Annotated in this window: 13 protein-coding genes and 1 pseudogene; 10 read left to right on the forward strand and 4 right to left on the reverse strand. The window is 56.8% G+C overall.

Annotation, left to right across the window (positions count from 1 at the left end):
* Nucleotides 1-196: 196 nt before the first annotated feature.
* Complete coding sequence (locus tag B9C99_RS11835; protein WP_088897960.1) at nt 197-1,123, reverse strand: UTP--glucose-1-phosphate uridylyltransferase; 927 nt, start codon at nt 1,121-1,123, stop codon at nt 197-199.
* A gap of 629 nt (nt 1,124-1,752) precedes the next feature.
* Here B9C99_RS11835 and B9C99_RS25575 point away from each other — a divergent pair.
* A pseudogene (locus B9C99_RS25575) lies at nt 1,753-1,935 on the forward strand (sugar transferase); the annotation flags it as partial.
* A gap of 235 nt (nt 1,936-2,170) precedes the next feature.
* Here B9C99_RS25575 and rfbB read toward each other — a convergent pair.
* The gene (gene rfbB, locus B9C99_RS11845; RefSeq protein ID WP_088897962.1) at nt 2,171-3,175 is read right to left on the reverse strand and encodes a dTDP-glucose 4,6-dehydratase; all 1,005 of its coding nucleotides are present in this window, start codon (nt 3,173-3,175) and stop codon (nt 2,171-2,173) included.
* A gap of 65 nt (nt 3,176-3,240) precedes the next feature.
* Here rfbB and rfbA point away from each other — a divergent pair, with 65 nt between their 5' ends.
* The 9 genes from rfbA to B9C99_RS11880 all read left to right on the forward strand — a co-directional run bounded on the left by rfbA (nt 3,241) and on the right by B9C99_RS11880 (nt 14,602).
* The gene (rfbA, locus tag B9C99_RS11850) at nt 3,241-4,116 is read left to right on the forward strand and encodes a glucose-1-phosphate thymidylyltransferase RfbA (protein ID WP_088897963.1); all 876 of its coding nucleotides are present in this window, start codon (nt 3,241-3,243) and stop codon (nt 4,114-4,116) included.
* 1 nt (nt 4,117) lies between these two features.
* Nucleotides 4,118-4,705, forward strand: a complete 588-nt coding sequence (gene rfbC, locus B9C99_RS11855) for a dTDP-4-dehydrorhamnose 3,5-epimerase (protein WP_088897964.1) — start codon at nt 4,118-4,120, stop codon at nt 4,703-4,705.
* Nucleotides 4,706-5,698: 993 nt separating this feature from the next.
* On the forward strand, nt 5,699-6,988 hold the full coding sequence (locus B9C99_RS25580; protein WP_143543556.1) for a hypothetical protein: 1,290 nt from the start codon (nt 5,699-5,701) through the stop codon (nt 6,986-6,988).
* A gap of 1 nt (nt 6,989) precedes the next feature.
* Nucleotides 6,990-7,736: a glycosyltransferase family 2 protein gene (locus tag B9C99_RS26355; RefSeq protein WP_088897965.1), complete on the forward strand. Its 747-nt coding sequence runs from the start codon at nt 6,990-6,992 to the stop codon at nt 7,734-7,736.
* 14 nt (nt 7,737-7,750) lie between these two features.
* Nucleotides 7,751-8,899: a glycosyltransferase gene (locus B9C99_RS25860; RefSeq protein WP_172414926.1), complete on the forward strand. Its 1,149-nt coding sequence runs from the start codon at nt 7,751-7,753 to the stop codon at nt 8,897-8,899.
* 621 nt (nt 8,900-9,520) lie between these two features.
* On the forward strand, nt 9,521-10,396 hold the full coding sequence (locus B9C99_RS26360; protein ID WP_216359300.1) for a glycosyltransferase family A protein: 876 nt from the start codon (nt 9,521-9,523) through the stop codon (nt 10,394-10,396).
* A 23-nt stretch (nt 10,397-10,419) separates the two neighbouring features.
* Nucleotides 10,420-11,382, forward strand: a complete 963-nt coding sequence (locus B9C99_RS11875; protein ID WP_088897968.1) for an NAD-dependent epimerase/dehydratase family protein — start codon at nt 10,420-10,422, stop codon at nt 11,380-11,382.
* Nucleotides 11,383-11,953: 571 nt separating this feature from the next.
* On the forward strand, nt 11,954-13,171 hold the full coding sequence (locus tag B9C99_RS25585; RefSeq protein ID WP_172414928.1) for an oligosaccharide flippase family protein: 1,218 nt from the start codon (nt 11,954-11,956) through the stop codon (nt 13,169-13,171).
* 108 nt (nt 13,172-13,279) lie between these two features.
* On the forward strand, nt 13,280-14,602 hold the full coding sequence (locus tag B9C99_RS11880; RefSeq protein ID WP_088897969.1) for a UDP-glucose/GDP-mannose dehydrogenase family protein: 1,323 nt from the start codon (nt 13,280-13,282) through the stop codon (nt 14,600-14,602).
* A 546-nt stretch (nt 14,603-15,148) separates the two neighbouring features.
* Here B9C99_RS11880 and B9C99_RS11885 read toward each other — a convergent pair.
* On the reverse strand, nt 15,149-15,466 hold the full coding sequence (locus B9C99_RS11885) for a hypothetical protein (RefSeq protein WP_088897970.1): 318 nt from the start codon (nt 15,464-15,466) through the stop codon (nt 15,149-15,151).
* A gap of 339 nt (nt 15,467-15,805) precedes the next feature.
* Entirely contained in the window at nt 15,806-17,647 is a 1,842-nt protein-coding gene (locus tag B9C99_RS11895; RefSeq protein WP_253250052.1) for a DUF4012 domain-containing protein, read from the reverse strand.
* Nucleotides 17,648-17,788: the final 141 nt, after the last annotated feature.

Here is a 17,788-nt window from a genome sequence, read left to right on the forward strand (position 1 = left end):
GCGCCGACGCCAAACGTAGCGAGACCCGCCGGCAAAGGGGAGGAGCCAGCGGGTCTCAGTTGCCGCCAATTCCCCGAGAGGGGAAGAGGCGTGTTGCGGGGAGGCAGCACACTTGAGAGTTTAACCAGAACCGGTGCCATGCGGCACATCGAGGTTGGGACCTAAGTCCCATCGTTGGGACTTGACCGCATCTTGCTCAGTTGGCGCCTGAGGTATCCAGATCCAGCCGCTCTTGAAGCCACTTCCGGAGTCCATCGCCGTATTCCTCGCTGTCGAGTGCCGCATCGACGGCTGCGCGGAGGTAGCCACCCGGGTTCCCTAGATCGTGGCGGGTGCCTCGATGTACGACGACGTGGACTGGGTGACCTTCTTCGATTAGTAGCGCAATCGCGTCGGTCAGTTGGAGTTCACCCCCTGCGCCCGGCTTGATCCGACGCAGGGCATCAAATATCTCCCTGTCCAACAGGTACCGGCCAGCGGCGGCAAGTGTGGACGGGGCGTCGGCAAGCGCCGGCTTCTCAACCATGCCGCGAACTCGCAGAACATCCGGATTCGCGGCGTTGGGTACTTCCTCGACCTCGAAGACGCCGTACGAGCTCACTTGGCTCTTGGGAACGTCGATGGCGCACAGCACGCTTCCGCCGCGCTTGGCGCGGACGCGAGCCATCGTTTCGAGGATGCCGCTCGGTTGCACAAGGTCATCGGGAAGGAGGACTGCGATCGCATCTTCATCAGGGCTCAGCGCTGTTTCGGCGCACCCGACAGCATGACCCAGGCCGAGTGGCTTTTCCTGGACAACCGATTCAACCGTAAGAAGATTGGGCGCCCGTCGTACTTTCTCGAGCAACTTGAGTTTGCCCTTCGCGGCGAGGTGTTCCTCGAGATCGAAGTCGTCGACGAAATGCGCGACGACTCCGTCTTTTCCGGGCGAAGTCACGATAAGAAGTCGTTGAGCTCCCGAGTGGGCAGCTTCCGTTGCGACGAGCTCGATGCCCGGCGTGTCGACCACTGGTAGTAGTTCCTTCGGCACTGTCTTCGTGGCTGGCAGGAATCGTGTGCCCATCCCTGCTGCAGGCACCACGGCCGTCTGAAACGCTTTACCCACTTCGACTTCTTCTTCCACGGTTCTACCCTCGCCTCCCCTGTCGAGCACGCGACCGCGTCAAAATACCCATGAATGCGCGACCAAACCCCTGAACAGCAGTGAGATACATCTCACCATTTATATTTCGACTGTAAATCCCACGCGACGCGGTGGTCGGTAAGCACAGTCTAGGGGGCGCCCTCTGGGTGTGCGAATCGAGGAGAGACCTGAAAGTTCAAGACAACAGAGAACATTGCACCGGCTACAACGACGAACTGTCGGACCAACAGAGGTCACATCCACGCCCCGCGCGCAGGGCATAGCGTCCGATGCGGACGACTGTTCAAGCTGTCATATCGCGTGGGTAACGTTACAGTCTCAAAGAGCGATCTCGCATCGACGCGATACGCGTACAACTGGAGGAACTCCGCCCGAATGGGCACGCAACGGGCAGGTCTCGCGACCGGGGAGGGTTCGCGGGTCGGTCCGGCGTTGCTTGTTGATGGGTGCAGTGTGTGTCTCGGGGAGGAGACAACCATGAGGGTAGTTGGGTTATGACTGCCATCGGGGAGGTAAGTCGCGGCGTACCCGATGCGCTCGTAGGCGAGGATGTCAATTCCGTTCTTGGGCAGCATCAGCTGTTGGGTTCGGCTCGTCGTCGAACGTGGCAGCACTTGTTGGTGCGGCCGGTCGTGACCGAGTCGTGCCAGGTGTCGGGCCGGTCGGATCTGTCGTGGGACGAGTCGGCGCGGCTGGATCTGTCATATGTGGAGAACTGGTCGATGGTCTCGGATGTGTTGATCATCGGCAAGACCGTCAAGGCAGTGCTGACCAGCGATGGCGCCTACTGACATGAAAGTGTGCACTGACCGGCTGATCGCTTGTGCGCGTCGTCATCAACAAATTCCCATTGCCCGAGGGAATTGCAGCGCCGCCACCAAGCCGATCCGGACTGTCCCGTCTACCTCGCGGAAGAAGTCGAACTCAAGCAAAATGCGACCGTCTGTACGGAGCTGCTCGCCGCCAATGTCGGCACGAGGTAGGACTATTGGCAGCGAGCAGCAACAGGCTGCTAGGCAGGTAGTGCTACGGAAACCGGCGCTCTCGGATTGCGTACGTTGCTTCGGTTTCCTGCTTGTGTGGCGTCCACCACTGCTCGTTGGCGCGGTACCAGTCGATGGTCGCGGCCAGGCCTTCACGGAAGTCGCGGTAGCGGGGCTGCCAGCCCAGTTCGGTGCGCAGGCGGGTCGCGTCGATGGCGTAGCGCAGGTCGTGGCCGGGGCGGTCGGTGACGAAATCGAACTCGCTGCGGTCCTTGCCGCACAGCTCGAGGACGGTTTCGACGACGGTGCGGTTGTCGGTCTCCCCGTCCGCTCCGATCAGATAGGTCTCCCCGAGCTGTCCGTGTTCGATGATCGTCCACACGGCGCTGTTGTGGTCGTCGACGTGGATCCAGTCGCGCACGTTGGTGCCGGTGCCGTAGAGCTTGGGGCGCACGCCGGTGAGCACGTTGGTGATCTGGCGGGGGATGAACTTCTCCACGTGCTGATACGGACCGTAGTTGTTCGAGCAGTTGGAGATGGTCGCGCGGACGCCGAACGAGCGCACCCAGGCGCGTACCAGCAGATCCGAACCGGCCTTGGTCGACGAGTAGGGGCTCGACGGGTTGTAGGCGGTGGCCTCGGTGAAGCGGGCGGGGTCGTCGAGGGCGAGGTCGCCGTACACCTCGTCGGTGGAGATGTGGTGATAGCGCACGTCGTACTTGCGGACGGCCTCGAGCAGGGTGAAGGTGCCCACGAGATTGGTCTGTACGAACGGTGCGGGGTTCGCCAGCGAGTTGTCGTTGTGGGATTCGGCGGCGAAGTGCACCACCAGATCGGTGTCGGCGACGAGCCGGTCGACGAGGTCGGCGTCGGCGACATCGCCCTGGACGAAGGTGATCGTGTCGGCGACCGGGCCGAGGGAGGCGCGGTTGCCGGCGTAAGTGAGCTTGTCGAGCACGGTGACCTGAGTGTCGGGTCGTTCCGCCACGGTCTGATGGACGAAGTTCGCGCCGATGAAACCGGCACCACCGGTGACGAGCAATTTCATGAAATTGAACAATACCGATACACAAGAGAACTTTCCTGGTAAGGGACCAGGGGGAAGGGCTGAAAATGCGCGGAATCATCCTCGCGGGTGGGACAGGATCACGTCTGCATCCGATCACCCAGGGCGTGAGCAAGCAGCTCGTGCCCGTCTACGACAAGCCGATGATCTACTATCCCTTATCCACTCTCATTGCAGCGGGGATCGAGGATGTACTGGTAATAACGACGCCGCACGATGCCGACCAATTCCACCGATTATTGGGTGACGGCGCACGATTCGGTATCCACATCAGCTACGCAGTTCAAGAACAACCAAATGGCCTGGCTGAGGCCTTCGTGCTCGGCGCCGACCACATCGGAACCGAGCCGGTCGCATTGATCCTCGGCGACAACATCTTCTACGGTCCCGGCCTCGGCACGCAGCTCAAGCGCTTCGCCCACATCGACGGTGGCGCGGTGTTCGCATACCGGGTGTCCGACCCGTCGGCCTACGGGGTGATCGAGTTCGACTCCACCGGTCGCGCCCTGTCGCTCGAGGAGAAACCCGACGACCCGAAGTCGAACTTCGCGGTGCCGGGGTTGTACTTCTACGACAACGACGTCGTCGAGATCGCCCGCTCGCTGAAGCCGTCGGCGCGCGGCGAGCTGGAGATCACCGACGTCAACCGCACCTATCTCGAAGCGGGGAAACTGCAGGTCGAGGTATTGCCGCGCGGCACCGCCTGGCTCGACACCGGCACCTTCGACTCGCTGCTCGACGCGTCGAACTACGTGCGCACCATCGAACAACGTCAGGGCCTGAAGATCGGCGCACCCGAGGAGGTTGCGTGGCGTCTCGGGTTCATCGACGACGAGCAACTGCGCGCCGCGGCCGAGCCGCTGGTGAAGTCGGGCTACGGCAGCTACCTGCTGGATCTGCTCGAACGAGGAAAGGACCGCTAGGTTGCAGTACCGGGAACTGACCATCGCCGGGGCGTGGGAGGTCACGCCGAAACAGTTCGGCGACGACCGGGGCGTGTTCCTCGAATGGTTCAAGCAGGAGAGTTTCACCGACGCCGCCGGCCGTCCCCTGGAGTTGGCGCAGGCGAACTGCTCGGTCTCCGCCGCCGGGGTGCTGCGCGGCATCCACTACGCCGATGTCCCTCCCGGACAGGCGAAGTATGTCACGTGCGTGTCGGGGTCGGTGCTCGACGTCGTCGTCGATCTGCGGGTGGGGTCGCCGACCTTCGGGCAGTGGGATTCGGTGCTGCTCGACACGAAGGACCGACGCGCGATCTTCCTGTCCGAGGGCCTCGGCCACGGTTTCCTTGCACTCGAGGACAACTCGACCGTCGTCTACCTGTGCTCGACGGGCTACAACCCCGACCGGGAGCACGAGGTACACCCCCTCGATCCGGAGATCGGGATCGACTGGCCCGCAACGGGTGCCGACGGTCGCCCGCTCGAGTACGAGTTGTCCGCCAAGGATCAGGCGGCCTTGACGCTTGGCGAAGCACAAAAGGCCGGCAACTTACCTACGTGGCGCGAATAGTCGCGAGTTTGCCACAGGGGCGAAACTACCCAGGTCATACCGCGGCTTCGGAGTCGGACTTGAGTCGCCAGGAAGTGTGAGATTAAGCACGTTCTCGCAACTTGTCGCGTGGTGCTTGACGCTCCTTCCGGCGCCGAGCGCTCGTCGCTGAACCCCTCTGACCTGCGGATTGTCGACACGACCGCAAGGCAGCAAGCACACTCATGCCGAATGCGAACTCATGAAAGCTATATGGACCACCCCAGTCGGGATGCGATCGGGCGCAGAATGCTTGAACATATGACTCTACGAGGGTGTCCGTTCCAGAGTCGCTCCGCATCGCGCTCCTGGGGAGGAAGCGTCGTTGAGGCTCGGGAGGTCCCTGCGAACGTGAACTGGGGTGCCAGTAGATTCGGGGAGGAATCTCACATGACGACAGACCTACGGGACATGACTGTCCTTATCCGCATTCGACAGCTGCCATCTCGCTTCGCTAATTCGCCATGCTCACGCCCTCTGCAGTCTGATTCGGAACCCTGTAAGGGTGACGTGCACGTACACGCCACTCCGTCGCGTGTAGTTGGGCGCACTGACTGCCTAGCCCAAGCACGAACTGCACAGCATCGCCCCCTCATTGATGTCCAGGAGTTCCGACGCCCTAGGCCACAGCAAGGGTGGATCGCGTCCAGGGTCGAACGCGTTATGCAACGGTCATAGCAAGGTGTCGTCCGCACTGTGCACAGCACAGTGCGGACGACATAAACAGGACCAAAATGCGTACCGCGACGACCTTAGAAGTGGAAATCCATTCTATATGAGATTGCCATCAATTGCATTCCAATCACGAGTCGGAAGCTCGACTGAAGAGTCAAAGGGGACCCCCATTTGAGTAGCTTGGCACAAGCTATATCGGTATTAACCCTCACTGGATGTCTCGTTCTGATCGTCGGCACCATCCTCGCGATCAAGGGAAGGACGGGTCGACTCCTCAGTTTCCGCGTAGCTCTACTGACAATGACTGCTGTGGTGGTCCCTGTCTCCGGCATCGTGCATGTGACGGGGATGTCAGAAAGTCGCGGCTTCTATGATCTACATGACGCGTCAAATGGAGACTACTCGAGCGGATCGCTCGAAGCGCTACTAGCAACAATCGCAATTACGATTGTCTCATGTCTTGTTGCGAGCCGGCGACTCCCGGAAGAAAGTGCAGCAATCGGCAAATTGACTGGTAGCCGCAAGCCTGACCCGGGATTGGATCAGCGCCAGCTGCGCTTCTGTTCACGAGCCGCAATCGTACTAATTCCTATTTCAGCGGTCTCCGTCCTGGCCATGAAGGCTTTCGCTGAAGAAACTGGCTCTTCGAGAATTGTCCAAGTGGACGGCGGAATGGCGCGTTACGCGTTCCTTTCGCACTGGTTCGCATGGGGAGTTGCTTTTCTTGCGATATGGCTCGCTCTCGGGGCATTCCAAAATATTCCAAAAGCAAAAGTTGCTACCGTCCTCGTCGCTGTCGCGTTGATCGCATGGTCATTAGACTGGACCGGTGGACGATCGATTATCGCCGTTCTTGGCCTTCCTATAGTCCTCGCACTACTGCCTCAAATACGACGCTACGCTAAGTTCGCCCTGACTACGTTAGTGGCGGCCGCGGTCATAACAATGGTGTCGATCTCCCGTACGCGCGCTGAGGGCTACCGATCAAGCGAAGCGTTCTCAATCCCCGCCGTGCTTGATTGGCAGTGGGGACGATTTTCGATGTTGGGTTTCGCCGCCGAAAACGTAAAGACAAATGGTTACATGTTCGGCGAAACCGTCCTCAGCGGAGTTATGTCCGTTCCGAACGGGATCCTAACTCTCATCGGCGTCGACCTCTTTCCTCAACTGAGGTCATCAATGGAAATTACCGGACAAGAAATACTTGGCGATCCAAGCCAGAAATACATACTGCCTGGACTAGCTGGCGAGTTGTATCTAAACTTTGGCATACTCGGCGTGATCGTTCTGCATTACGTACTCGGCCGCTTGGCAAATGCGGCAGATGACAAATTTCGCGCTGCTGATACTGAACTTGAGCGGCTTATCTATGGATACTGGGGCACGCTCCTTGTGCTATCGACAGTGCCAGCCCAATCCGGTGCGATCTTCAATTACGGACTCTTTTCAGGTCTCCCAATCATCGTAGCTTGGGTGTACATGTCTCAGAAATCGTCCAAAACCGCTGATGGCGTGAATGTAGCTGGTATCAAACGGCACAACAACGCTAGCGATCACAACGTGAAGTTTGAGACAAGTGTGAGGAATTGACATGCTAAACGCTAATAGCGAGGAAACGTTGTGGGACATAGTCGTTGTTACATACAACCACGCGAGCGACATTAAATCGAACTGGACTTCGCGAAACTTTCCTGCGTGGATCAACCTTATTGTAGTTGACAACGGTTCCCAGGACGCGACGCTAACTCTAGCAAGATCCGTAGCAAACACCGCCATTGCCTCCGAAAATGTCGGATTGTCCAAGGCCAACAATCTTGGTGCGACGCACGGTTCGGCTCCTTACATTGCGTTCTGCAACCCCGATATAACGTTGGAACCCCACATACTGGAGAAACTTCAAGCCGAACTCGAAGTGCAGCCGGCAGTCGCAGCACCACGGTTAATTTCGGAGGACGGATCTCCCCAGGCCAACGGTCGAGCCTGGCCAACTCTACCTAGGATCTTCTCTAGCCGATTCCTACCAAAATCCAAGAGAACAAGATCATACCAGTGGCCAGAAGGGGACCCCGATTGGGTGACCGGTGCATTCGTCGCCATGACAAGACAGACGTTCGAGTCGGGTATTCGGTGGCCGGAGGAGTACTTCCTCTACTATGAAGATGTCGCGTTGTGTGCTCTCGCAACGAAAAAAAACGTACCTGTTGTACTTCATGAGCACATCCAAGTGATGCACGGATGGCACCGTGCGTCGAAGAGACTACTTGGCCGAGCCACGAAAGAACACATACGGTCAGCGGTGCGCTTCTACGCTCAGTTCCCTGTCCGGATCTGGCGCTGAGGGGACTGATCGAAATGAAAATCGACTTTGTACTTCGTTCCGATATGGACGAAAAATACGGCGGTGACAGCCACCAGGTCGAAAACTACATCAACGAGCTAACGGCACTTGGGATCGACTGCGTCGCGGTACCGATGCGACCACGCCTGGATCTCCGACAAGGCGCTATTGTGCATCTTGTCAACACAGCCCGACCATTCGAAATGCTTGACGCATTTCGCCAAGCTCAGGCGCAGCACCATCCGGTAATCGTCTCACCGATTCACCACAGTCTCCGTGATACAAGGGCTATGCGGAAATCCGAGACAAACCAAGGCATTCGGACTTTAGTCGGTCGCGTGCTTGACGAAGCAGGGCGCGAGCTCATCGCGACTACCGTCAGGAATGTTAAGTCTGGTCACCTTAACCGCGCTGCCGTCGCCCATAACTTGCTTCGAAATATCCAAGATTATCGGTCGGTATGGAAACTTGTCGGGAAAGCTCTTAATGACGCCCATGCTGTAACACTTTTATCCTCAATCGAGCGTCAGAACTTGATTTGCGATACCGGTTGGAACGGTCGAAATGGGATACTTGTTCCGAACGGAATTCCCGCTGCGAGCGGAACAGGCTCCTTGCCTGCCTGGAGTACGCGCGATATTCCGATCCTAATCGCCGGCCGGATCGAACCTCGAAAAAGGCAACTGGAAGTTGCCCGAATCGCAAACGCCGCTGGAATCCGGTGCGTATTTGTCGGCGGTGAGAATGCTGCGACACCCGGATATTGTGCAGAATTCAAGCACCTTGTTGATTCGAGTTCGAGTTTGGAATGGCGTGGACACCAGCCTCACTCTGAGGTCTACAACCTGATGCTGCGTAGTCGTGTTCTGATTAATGCGTCCTGGGTCGAGGTACAAAGTCTGGTTGACATAGAGGCGGCGTCGGCGGGCTGTACGGTATTTTGCACTCTTACGGGAAGCTCATTCGAACACATGCCTCGGTCGACGCGCGTCTTTGGTCTGACCGACCTTGAATCACTGGTGGCCGCAGCTAAGGATCATGCCAGTGCCGATGAAGGTGTGCCGCAGATGTGGACCCAGCCCGAATACACGAACACCTGGGCGCAAGCGGCGGCGACGCTGGCAGATGTATATGCCTCAGTCACCGCAAGCGAACGTTCGTAACGGTCACGTCGAGCTATCGAGGAGCATCATGCGTAGTTTCCAAGTCGATCCGATACGTTCGCTCAGCGGCGTTTCGGCTGACGTAAACGCTTACTACGAAGGCAACGTGACATGGCGATTCACTAAGCATGCCATCAAGCAGGATTGGGCCGCCAACCCGAACGATTTTCGAGCACGTATCGTTCTCTTCCTCTTCCGCCTGACGCAATTCCTAATGCGATCAATTCAGTCGCCGCGGGTAACTTCGTATCCGCTCGTCCTCATATATCGAATAGTCACGGAATTAGTTTTTGGGCTGGAGATACGCCCAAAAACCAGAATCGGACCGGGATTGTCACTATTTCACGGGTTCGGCGTCGTTGTAAACAACGAAGCCCGGTTGGGTGAGGACGTGATCCTTAGACACGGTGTCACGATAGGGCACAAAAAACCGGGCGGCGGCTGTCCAGTGATTGGGAACAGTGTTGAGTTCGGTGCGCACGCAATCGCGGTCGGGGATATCAACATTGGCGCGAGATCAAAGATTGGACCAGGCTGCGTAGTAACTGGTGACATCCCGGAGGATAGCGTAGTAAGACCGAGCGTGCCTACCGTAATATCAGTGAATGGGAAATGACTTATATGAGCCCCGCAGTTACTGTCGCCATTCCGTTTACTAAATTTGACCAGTATCTGGATCGAGCTATTCGCTCCGTTTTCGCTCAGTCGCTAGATGACTGGGCATTGCTACTGTTTGGTGACGGAGCGTCAGACGAAGACGTTTTGCGAGCCACACAAATTGCCGACGCAAGAGTGAGCGTCCATAGGTCAAAATCACGACGAGGCCTCGCCGCAACCCTAAATCAGGTGGCACATCTCGCCGAGACTGAGTATCTCGTCAGAATGGACGCAGACGATATAATGCGACCGATGCGCCTACACAATCAAATGACTCGACTAACTGCCCAAGACCCACCTGACCTAGTGTGTAGTCACTCCTACGCGATTGATCAGGAATCGCAGGTGCTTGGCCTATTGAAGGAACGCCCGATTCCTTCCGATCCAAAGGGATTTCTAGAAAGCAACTGCATCGCGCATCCGACAGTATCTGGTAAGACCGAGTGGTTTCTCCGAAACCCGTATAACACGGACTATGCACGCGCGCAGGATAAAGAACTCTGGCTCCGAACGGCCGGCCAGACGGCGATCGAGAAACTTGACAGTGTCGATATCTATTATCGGATAGACACAACGATCTCCGGAACGAAGCGGAGGGTTTCGGGTCTATATAACCGCCAGCTTCTCAGAGACTATGGTCCGGTATATAGCACGCGATCGGATACAGCGCTGCGGATTTTACGTGTATACGGCGGTGAGTTGATGTCAAAATTGCCACTGATAACTAGGGAAAAGGGTGCCTCGGCTGACAGACGCGTAGTGCCCTTGTCGGATTCTGAAGAAGGCACGTTGCAGTCCGAGTTGAAATCCATTGTCTCGATCCCTGTTCCGGGGTTGTAATCTCAGGTGTTAGGAGTGCCAGAGTGAAAGTACTAGTTACGGGCGCAGCGGGATTCGTCGGCAGTTCGCTCGTGAAGAAATTGATCATGCGTAGTGATATTGCTTCGGTGGTTGGCGTCGACTCGTTCACGGACTATTATGATCCTTCGCTCAAGCGCTTGAATTTGCTCGGAATCGATCATTCGAAGTTCCAGTTGATCGAAGAAGATCTCGTGTCTACAGACATCGCAAGCTTGCTGGATGGCGTGGATTATGTTTTCCATCAGGCGGGTCAACCAGGCGTGCGAGCTTCTTGGGGAGAGAACTTCTCTGTTTATACGGACCGAAACGTTATTGCGACTCAACGGCTCCTTGAAGGGAGTCGCGAACATCCCACGCTACAAAAATTTGTTTATGCCTCCTCTTCGTCGGTCTATGGTAATTCTCCGGTGTATCCGACGCGCGAGGATATGTTGCCTAGGCCGGTGAGTCCGTACGGCGTTACGAAACTCGCGGCGGAACATTTGTGCTCACTCTATGCGGCAAATTTTGGAGTACCGACGGTATCGTTGAGGTATTTCACTGTTTACGGACCTGGTCAACGTCCCGATATGCTCTTTCAGAGAATTATGAGGAGTGCTCTGCTTGGAGAACAACTTCGCATCTTCGGAACAGGTGAACAGGTGCGCGATTTCACATACGTCGACGACGTAGTAGAAGCCAATCTTGCTGCGGCGTTTTCAGGGGTTATGCCCGGTTTCGTTTGTAACGTTTCGGGCGGATCAAATATCAGTGTTAATGAGGTTCTCGATATCGTTTACAGACTTTCCGATGGAGAGCTTAGCTATGAACGCGTAGGCGCGGTTGCAGGCGATGTTGTAAGGACTGGTGGTGATTCGTCCCTGGCATCGACCCATCTTGGATGGAAACCTCTAGTTGATATCGAATCCGGACTCGACAAAATGTGGCGGCATTCGGTCTCCTTGCATGGCAGTGAGAACAAGTAATGACGAGCGCTCATCGCGCGGATGCTGAATATTACTATTCGCTGTCTGGAAAGCGGATTGTTCGATTTTGGCGTCTCAAAAGTTTGCTAAATCCATCTTTGAGAGCGGCATACCTCTTCCGGGTTGCTGCGGCATCTACGGGACTGAAGTACTTGGTAGTTCGTTCCCTTTTGATTTGCCTACATAGCTGTGACGTGGCATCTGGAGCTAAATTTTCGGGTCCGATATATTTGCCGCATCCATTAGGGATCGTAGTGGGAGCTGGCGTTCGTGTGGGTGCTCGCGTTTGGCTCTTTCAGAATGTGACGCTAGGACGAGACGGTGCCGGCGGCTATCCGATGCTGGGTGACGACAGTCGTCTGTTCGCGGGTTGCGTAGTGGTCGGTGGAGTGCAGATACCCGCCCATTCCCGAGTTCCTGCCCTGCAATTCGTTTCTGCGTCTACGCCTCTCTCCAAGTCGAATTGAACCCTCAAGCGATGACGACGGTAGGGGCCAGGGTACGAGTGCCGGCGTTTGTATGGGCGGTTGGGGATACCCTTGTCCAGCGTGGAGGATCGGCGGTTGTCCTGATGACGCTCGCCGGCCTGACATCTCCCACGGTTGTAGGCGTGATCGCGATCTTGACGTTGGTTCTTACTCTTTATCAAGCTTGCGTTGAGGCTCCCTTACGGCAAATTGCGTTTCGAACGCTGCAGGCAGGCTCGGGGGGTACAGAGTTCATTAAAAGGGCGTCGACGACTGGTGGCTTCCTAGGGAGCCTTCTGCTGCTTATAATCGCGACTGCGCTTATTCTGGGTGAGAGCATGAGCGAGGAGGCGGGACGGGTTACCCTCCTGATATTCGCCCTAGTGCCATTGGTCACGTCGAAATCGCTTCGTCGTTTAATGGAATGCCAGCGAGATGGGGATTGGCGGCGTATCGCGATTTCTCGTATGGGCGCGACGTTTGTATCGTTTATCGCGGCGGCAGGGTTCGTAGTGATCGGGGTGCCGGTTGCTGCGGTACCTGTGCAAGCCTTCGCGTGCGAGGTCGTTTTCTGGTTGCTGATCAGACCTGGTACGCCGAAAACGGCTGCTGTCGTTGGTGGGACCCAAGATGTCTCGTTTTTCAGCGATTTCCGATCAACGGCACTGCTCAGCCTATTCGGCTGGCTTCGGGGGCAAGGTGACCGGCTGGCTCTGTCGATTATCGCGGGTCCTGGGGCGCTGGGGGTTTACACAATCGGGTATGCTTTCGCGCGCGCCGGATTCGATGGCGCTGCAAACGGATCAATGAATTTGTTCCGTTCCAGATTAGCCCAGGGCAACCTTTCATCCGGCTCACGTACCAATTCGCTCTTCCGGTCCCAACTTTTTCTGCTGATAGTGATTGCCGGTTTCATTTCGGGGATTTCGCTTGTAGCTACCGCTATTCTCTATAAGCTATTCTTGGGCGAAGTGTGGAGAACATCGGTGGCGATAGCGCCGATGATAGTCGCCTCATCTTTTGCGTGCGCGTATACCTGGAGCATGAATGCATATTTGAATCATACAGGCCAGACGCGAAAAGCCTACAAGATTCAATGGTTCGAGATAATCGCGGGTTTGGGTGTAGCGGCGGTTATTGCATGGAATATATATTTCGGCATTGTCTGCCTGGTGTTGCGGGACGTACTCAGCGCTATTTTTCTCGCCGTCGTTGCTCGCGAAGAGATTGAAGTTCGTCATTGCCTCGTGTGGGGCTTGCCGTGCCTAGGTTCTTTTGTGTTGGCGTTGCTCTCGTGGTATTTGATTGGCGGTATATATTGAAGTTCGTATCAAGAATTTTAATTCCGTTTTCGGCTCAATGTCCCAGAATCCGTGCAGTTCTAAACGGGTTCAGTAGCTTCAGAACCTACGATTTTCAAGGAGTATGACGTGAAAGTTACTGTCATCGGCACCGGCTACCTTGGGGCCACTCATGCGGCGTGTATGGCCGAGCTGGGGCATCAGGTTCTTGGTGTAGACACTGATGTGAAGAAGCTTGAACGTTTGGCGTCCGGTTCGGTTCCATTTTATGAGCCGGGTCTTGAGGAGATTCTTCAGCGAAATATCGAATCGGGGCGATTGTCGTTTACGGATTCGTACGCCGAGGCAGCGGAGTTTGGGGATGTGCACTTTATAGGTGTGGGTACGCCTCAGAAGAAGGGCGAGTATGCTGCAGATCTCCGTTATGTAGATTCGGTAATTGAGACGATTGCGCCCTTAATCACGAGACCGGCGACCATTTTTGGAAAGTCGACAGTTCCTGTAGGTACCGCGTCCCGACTCGGCCAGCGCGCGCGTGAGTTGTCGCCGGCAGGTGAGGCTTTGGAGATAGCTTGGAACCCAGAGTTCCTGCGTGAAGGATTCGCGGTGCAAGATACGTTGCGGCCTGATCGAATCGTTCTGGGCGTGGACCGCAATCGTTCGGGTCAGGCCGAAAAGGTTGCCAGGGAGGTATATGCTCCCATTTTGAAGGATGGTCTTCCGTTCCTCGTTACAGATTTGGCAACTGCGGAGTTGGTGAAGGTATCGGCAAACGCGTTCCTTGCCACGAAGATTTCATTTATTAATGCGATCGCCGAAGTCTGTGAGGCGTCGGGGGCGGATGTTTCGGTCCTCGCGGATGCGATAGGTTTTGATGCACGGATCGGTCGCCGGTTTCTTAATGCTGGGATTGGGTTCGGCGGAGGGTGCTTGCCTAAAGATATTCGGGCATTTATGGCAAGGGCAGGGGAGTTGGGGGCCGATCAAGCATTAACGTTCCTGCGGGAGGTTGATGCGATCAACATGCGGCGGCGTGTCGCGATGGTGGAGTCTGCAAAGGAATTTTGCGGGGGATCGTTACTAGGAGGAAGAGTAGGAGTGCTTGGTGCTGCATTCAAACCGGAGTCAGACGATGTGCGCGACTCGCCGGCCCTCAATATTGCGGGGCAGATGCAACTCCAAGGTGCCGCGGTGACCGTCTACGATCCTAAAGCTATGAAGAATTCTCGTGCACTTTTTCCGACCTTGGGATATGCAGAATCAGCGATTGAAGCTTGCGAGGGTGCGGATGCGGTGCTTGTTTTGACTGAGTGGGATGAATTTCGCAAGATGCTTCCTGCCGATTTGGACGATGTGGTTCGTCGCAAGCGAATCATCGACGGGCGGAATTGTCTGGATCCTCAAACGTGGCGGAACGCGGGTTGGGCCTACAGAGGGGTTGGACGCCCGTAGGCCGACGCTGAACGGTGTTGCGTCTGGCAGTGGACTTAGCTGTGCGGTTTCAGGGGAGGCGCTGCCACACCCGCGATCAGTTTGGTGCAGTGTGTAGACGGTTCCCGTCCGCGGATTTGCCGAGGACGAATGTCGAGGGGCTGGTTCGGTGAGGTCGGCGTTGCTGACCCCTCGAAGTTCGCGCCGTTGGAATAGGGATCCCGGATTGAACCGGTGATGTTCTTGTGGTGCCGGTTCAGAGGTGAATGTGGATTGTGGAATAACCCCGCATCCCAGTCATATCTGTGATCTATGCATATGAGTCCATCTTGCATGTGTGCATGCCGATGACGGTGGTGCTGTGGCGAGGGTCGGGAAGCTTCCAAACAGCGGGGATCGAGCGGGCGGTTGGCGATGGTGACAATCGTGCGTTGTCCCGTCCTACGACCAGGTCGCCGGGTTGGTGCGATCTCGCCAATCGCCCGAGTTTGGACATTACTGACGGGTAGGTGACGTGGCGGCGCTGTGAGCTACAGTGTCACGACTGCGGTGGAGCGGATCGGGACACTAAGCAGGTAAGTTCGGGCGGTGGCATTCGTGGGGAAGGTGCGCACCGCATCCGGAGCGGTCGCGGTGCAGGTCGTGCGCAAACATCGGGGCCGGCACGGGATCCTCGCTCATGTCGGGTCCGCGCACACCGAGGTCGAGCTGGGCATTCTGCTCGAACGAGCCCGACAGTTCCTGCACGGCGATCAAGGCACGCTGGACCTGGATGTGCCGACGCCCGTCGAGCAGATCGCCGACGTGGCCGACTGGCGAACCGGTCAACTGCCCGGCGCGACCACCGGCACGGGCGGCGAACTCGCCGGGCCGGACCGTGCGCACCAGTGCCCGGTTGCTCTACGACGTGCTCGCTTCCGTCTACGACCGGCTCGGCTTCGACATCCTCGACGACGCAGTGTTCGAAGTTCTTGTGTCGGCGGGTTTTGCCTGCGGACTCACGGTCATTCCCGCCCCGCGAATGTCGCTGAGTCTAACGCCGATCCTGCGAGCGCCAGCGCTCGATACGCTGCCCGAGCCTCCTGGTCGCTCCTCTCCGCTACGAATGCGACCCCTCATCTAGGGGTGTTGCTTTAGTTTTCTGAAATCACTGTCCGACTGGGCTTTGCACTTAGCGCAAGAGGGACTCTTAATTGATGTTTCGGAGCGGACGATGGGCGCTCATTAATCACAGACTGGAACATCAATGTTTACGCGTGGTGTATCAATTAAAGGTTGGATAGGTACGCGCGGAGCGCCGGAACTAGTAGGTTCTTCCAGATCGAAGGCAACTTCGACGGTTTCGCCCGGCGCAATCGGAGTTTGTATCCGGAACACAGGGTGACCTAGTTCATTTCCAATGAAAGCGAATCCGGGCTTGCCGTCGATTGTCACCGTGCGGAGCTTGGCGTTTTTTGTGGCGACCAGTGCGAGGTCTGTCAAATTGGTACCTTTAGGGGCTTTTACGGGATTGTCAAACATCCCGGCTACATACTCCGTGAAGTCTTCTTGAGGAATTGCATTCGTAAGACGTACTGTGATCGTGGAGTCTCGGTATTCTTCGTCACAATGGGAGGCGGTGTAATTGATTTCCCTTCTTAGGTAGTAATCGAGTTTGTTTCCGCCCAGGTTGTTCACGACAATTCCCGCGTACGGGGCATCATCTGTTGGAATGACATGGCCGAGTGGGGTTTTTTCGAGTTCGTTTTGCACAGCAGGGTCGGCACTCCAGAGGGCGATTCGTCGCTCAGAGGCTGCACGCCCAATGGCATTTAATAACTCGGTCGGATTTGAAATGCCTGATGTCATTTTTTCAACAACTTTTGCGGCCACGGTTTGTAGATACTGCTTACGGGCATCGTTGTCATTCGCGAATCTCATATACGCAGTAGATTCTGTAAGTTCGACGACGTTACCAGCATCGATGTACTCGCCGTCAGGCATTACGATCGGACCTAATGCACGTAGTACATAACTCAGTGCTACTGGATCGGTGGCGATTGCGCCATCGACGCGCTCGCCGGACTCTTGTTGCCAAAGGGATTGCCAAATTTGAGCAGCGTACGGAAAGTGTGAGCTTACATTGCTGTTCACTGCGCGAGTGGTGGCGCCGCTTTCTCCATACTGGGCGGAAAAATCAGGGCCTAAGTCAAGTGGTTCATAGCTCCGGCCGAGAAAGTCGAATTCTCGGTTCTGTCCCAAGTCATCGATTCGAATATCGCCATCTGATGCACGCACGATCCCGAATCCGCCAAGAAGGCCGCCTGTGCCACGTGCCTCTGCGTTTGTCTGGAACCCGATGAAGTAGCTACGTGGGCCGTCTGCCCCAAGCATCGCCGGCGCGATTTGTGCCGCGAGCGAGGTGTTGTTCAATAGGCCGGACAACTCGGACACCTGCTCCTGCAGATCGACCCGCGCGTCATCGAGCAGTCCCAACCACGTGCTGTCGACGTTCTGGGCCTGCTCGTCGAGGTCGCTGATCGCCGCAGAGGTCGTCTCGAGGACGGGCGCGGCATCGCGGAGAGCAGCAAGATTGATTCGTGCACCGTCCAAAATCAACTGATCGGGGGACACGGCACTACCTGCATCGACCGCGGGGAGGAGAACTTGCTCTGTGAGACCGCTCACAATGGTGGTCATCTGGCGAGTGGAATCGAACGGGCTCCCCAAGAATGGAACGGCACCGGCGACACGCCACGGCACCGAGTCGACCGAACCCTGGGCATCCTGCGCGTAGCGATCGGCGTCGCCCGCGACGACGCGGGCCCTGTCGGTATCGCCTGCGAGCAGTGCGTCTTTCGCCTGCGTCGCGAAGTCCTGTGCCTTCTCCAGGTTCGACTTCGCCTGCAAGCCTTCGTAACCCAGCCAGCCGATGAATCCGACGACAACGAGTGCGCCTACGCCGCAGCCGATCTGCACGCGCCGGCGCTTCCTGCGCTGAGCTGCGATCTCCTCGTCCGACAGGCGCCTGCGCACCTTCCGTCGACGCGGTTCGGGCGAAACTGACTCACCGGTAACATCGTTCACGCCGCTTGTGCCCCCTTCGTGGTTTCCGCTCGAGACGATAACCCGATTCGATCTGGCCGACCGTTCAAGTGGTGGGTAACAGTGACTGTAAGTAAACTTCTGCACGGTGATCGTGACAGTGGAGTTGGGAGGCTCCGTCCA

It is taken from the genome of Rhodococcus sp. BUPNP1, from assembly GCF_002215235.1.
Classification (GTDB): Bacteria; Actinomycetota; Actinomycetes; order Mycobacteriales; family Mycobacteriaceae; genus Rhodococcus.

Excerpts from the sequence above, each read along its gene's own strand:
- rfbB (WP_088897962.1), bottom strand. The coding sequence starts at position 3,175 with ATGAAATTGCTCGTCACCGGTGGTGCCGGTTTCATCGGCGCGAACTTC.
- rfbA (WP_088897963.1), top strand. The coding sequence starts at position 3,241 with ATGCGCGGAATCATCCTCGCGGGTGGGACAGGATCACGTCTGCATCCG.
- B9C99_RS25580 (WP_143543556.1), top strand. The coding sequence starts at position 5,699 with ATGACTGCTGTGGTGGTCCCTGTCTCCGGCATCGTGCATGTGACGGGG.
- B9C99_RS26355 (WP_088897965.1), top strand. The coding sequence starts at position 6,990 with ATGCTAAACGCTAATAGCGAGGAAACGTTGTGGGACATAGTCGTTGTT.
- B9C99_RS25860 (WP_172414926.1), top strand. The coding sequence starts at position 7,751 with ATGAAAATCGACTTTGTACTTCGTTCCGATATGGACGAAAAATACGGC.
- B9C99_RS26360 (WP_216359300.1), top strand. The coding sequence starts at position 9,521 with ATGAGCCCCGCAGTTACTGTCGCCATTCCGTTTACTAAATTTGACCAG.
- B9C99_RS25585 (WP_172414928.1), top strand. The coding sequence starts at position 11,954 with ATGACGCTCGCCGGCCTGACATCTCCCACGGTTGTAGGCGTGATCGCG.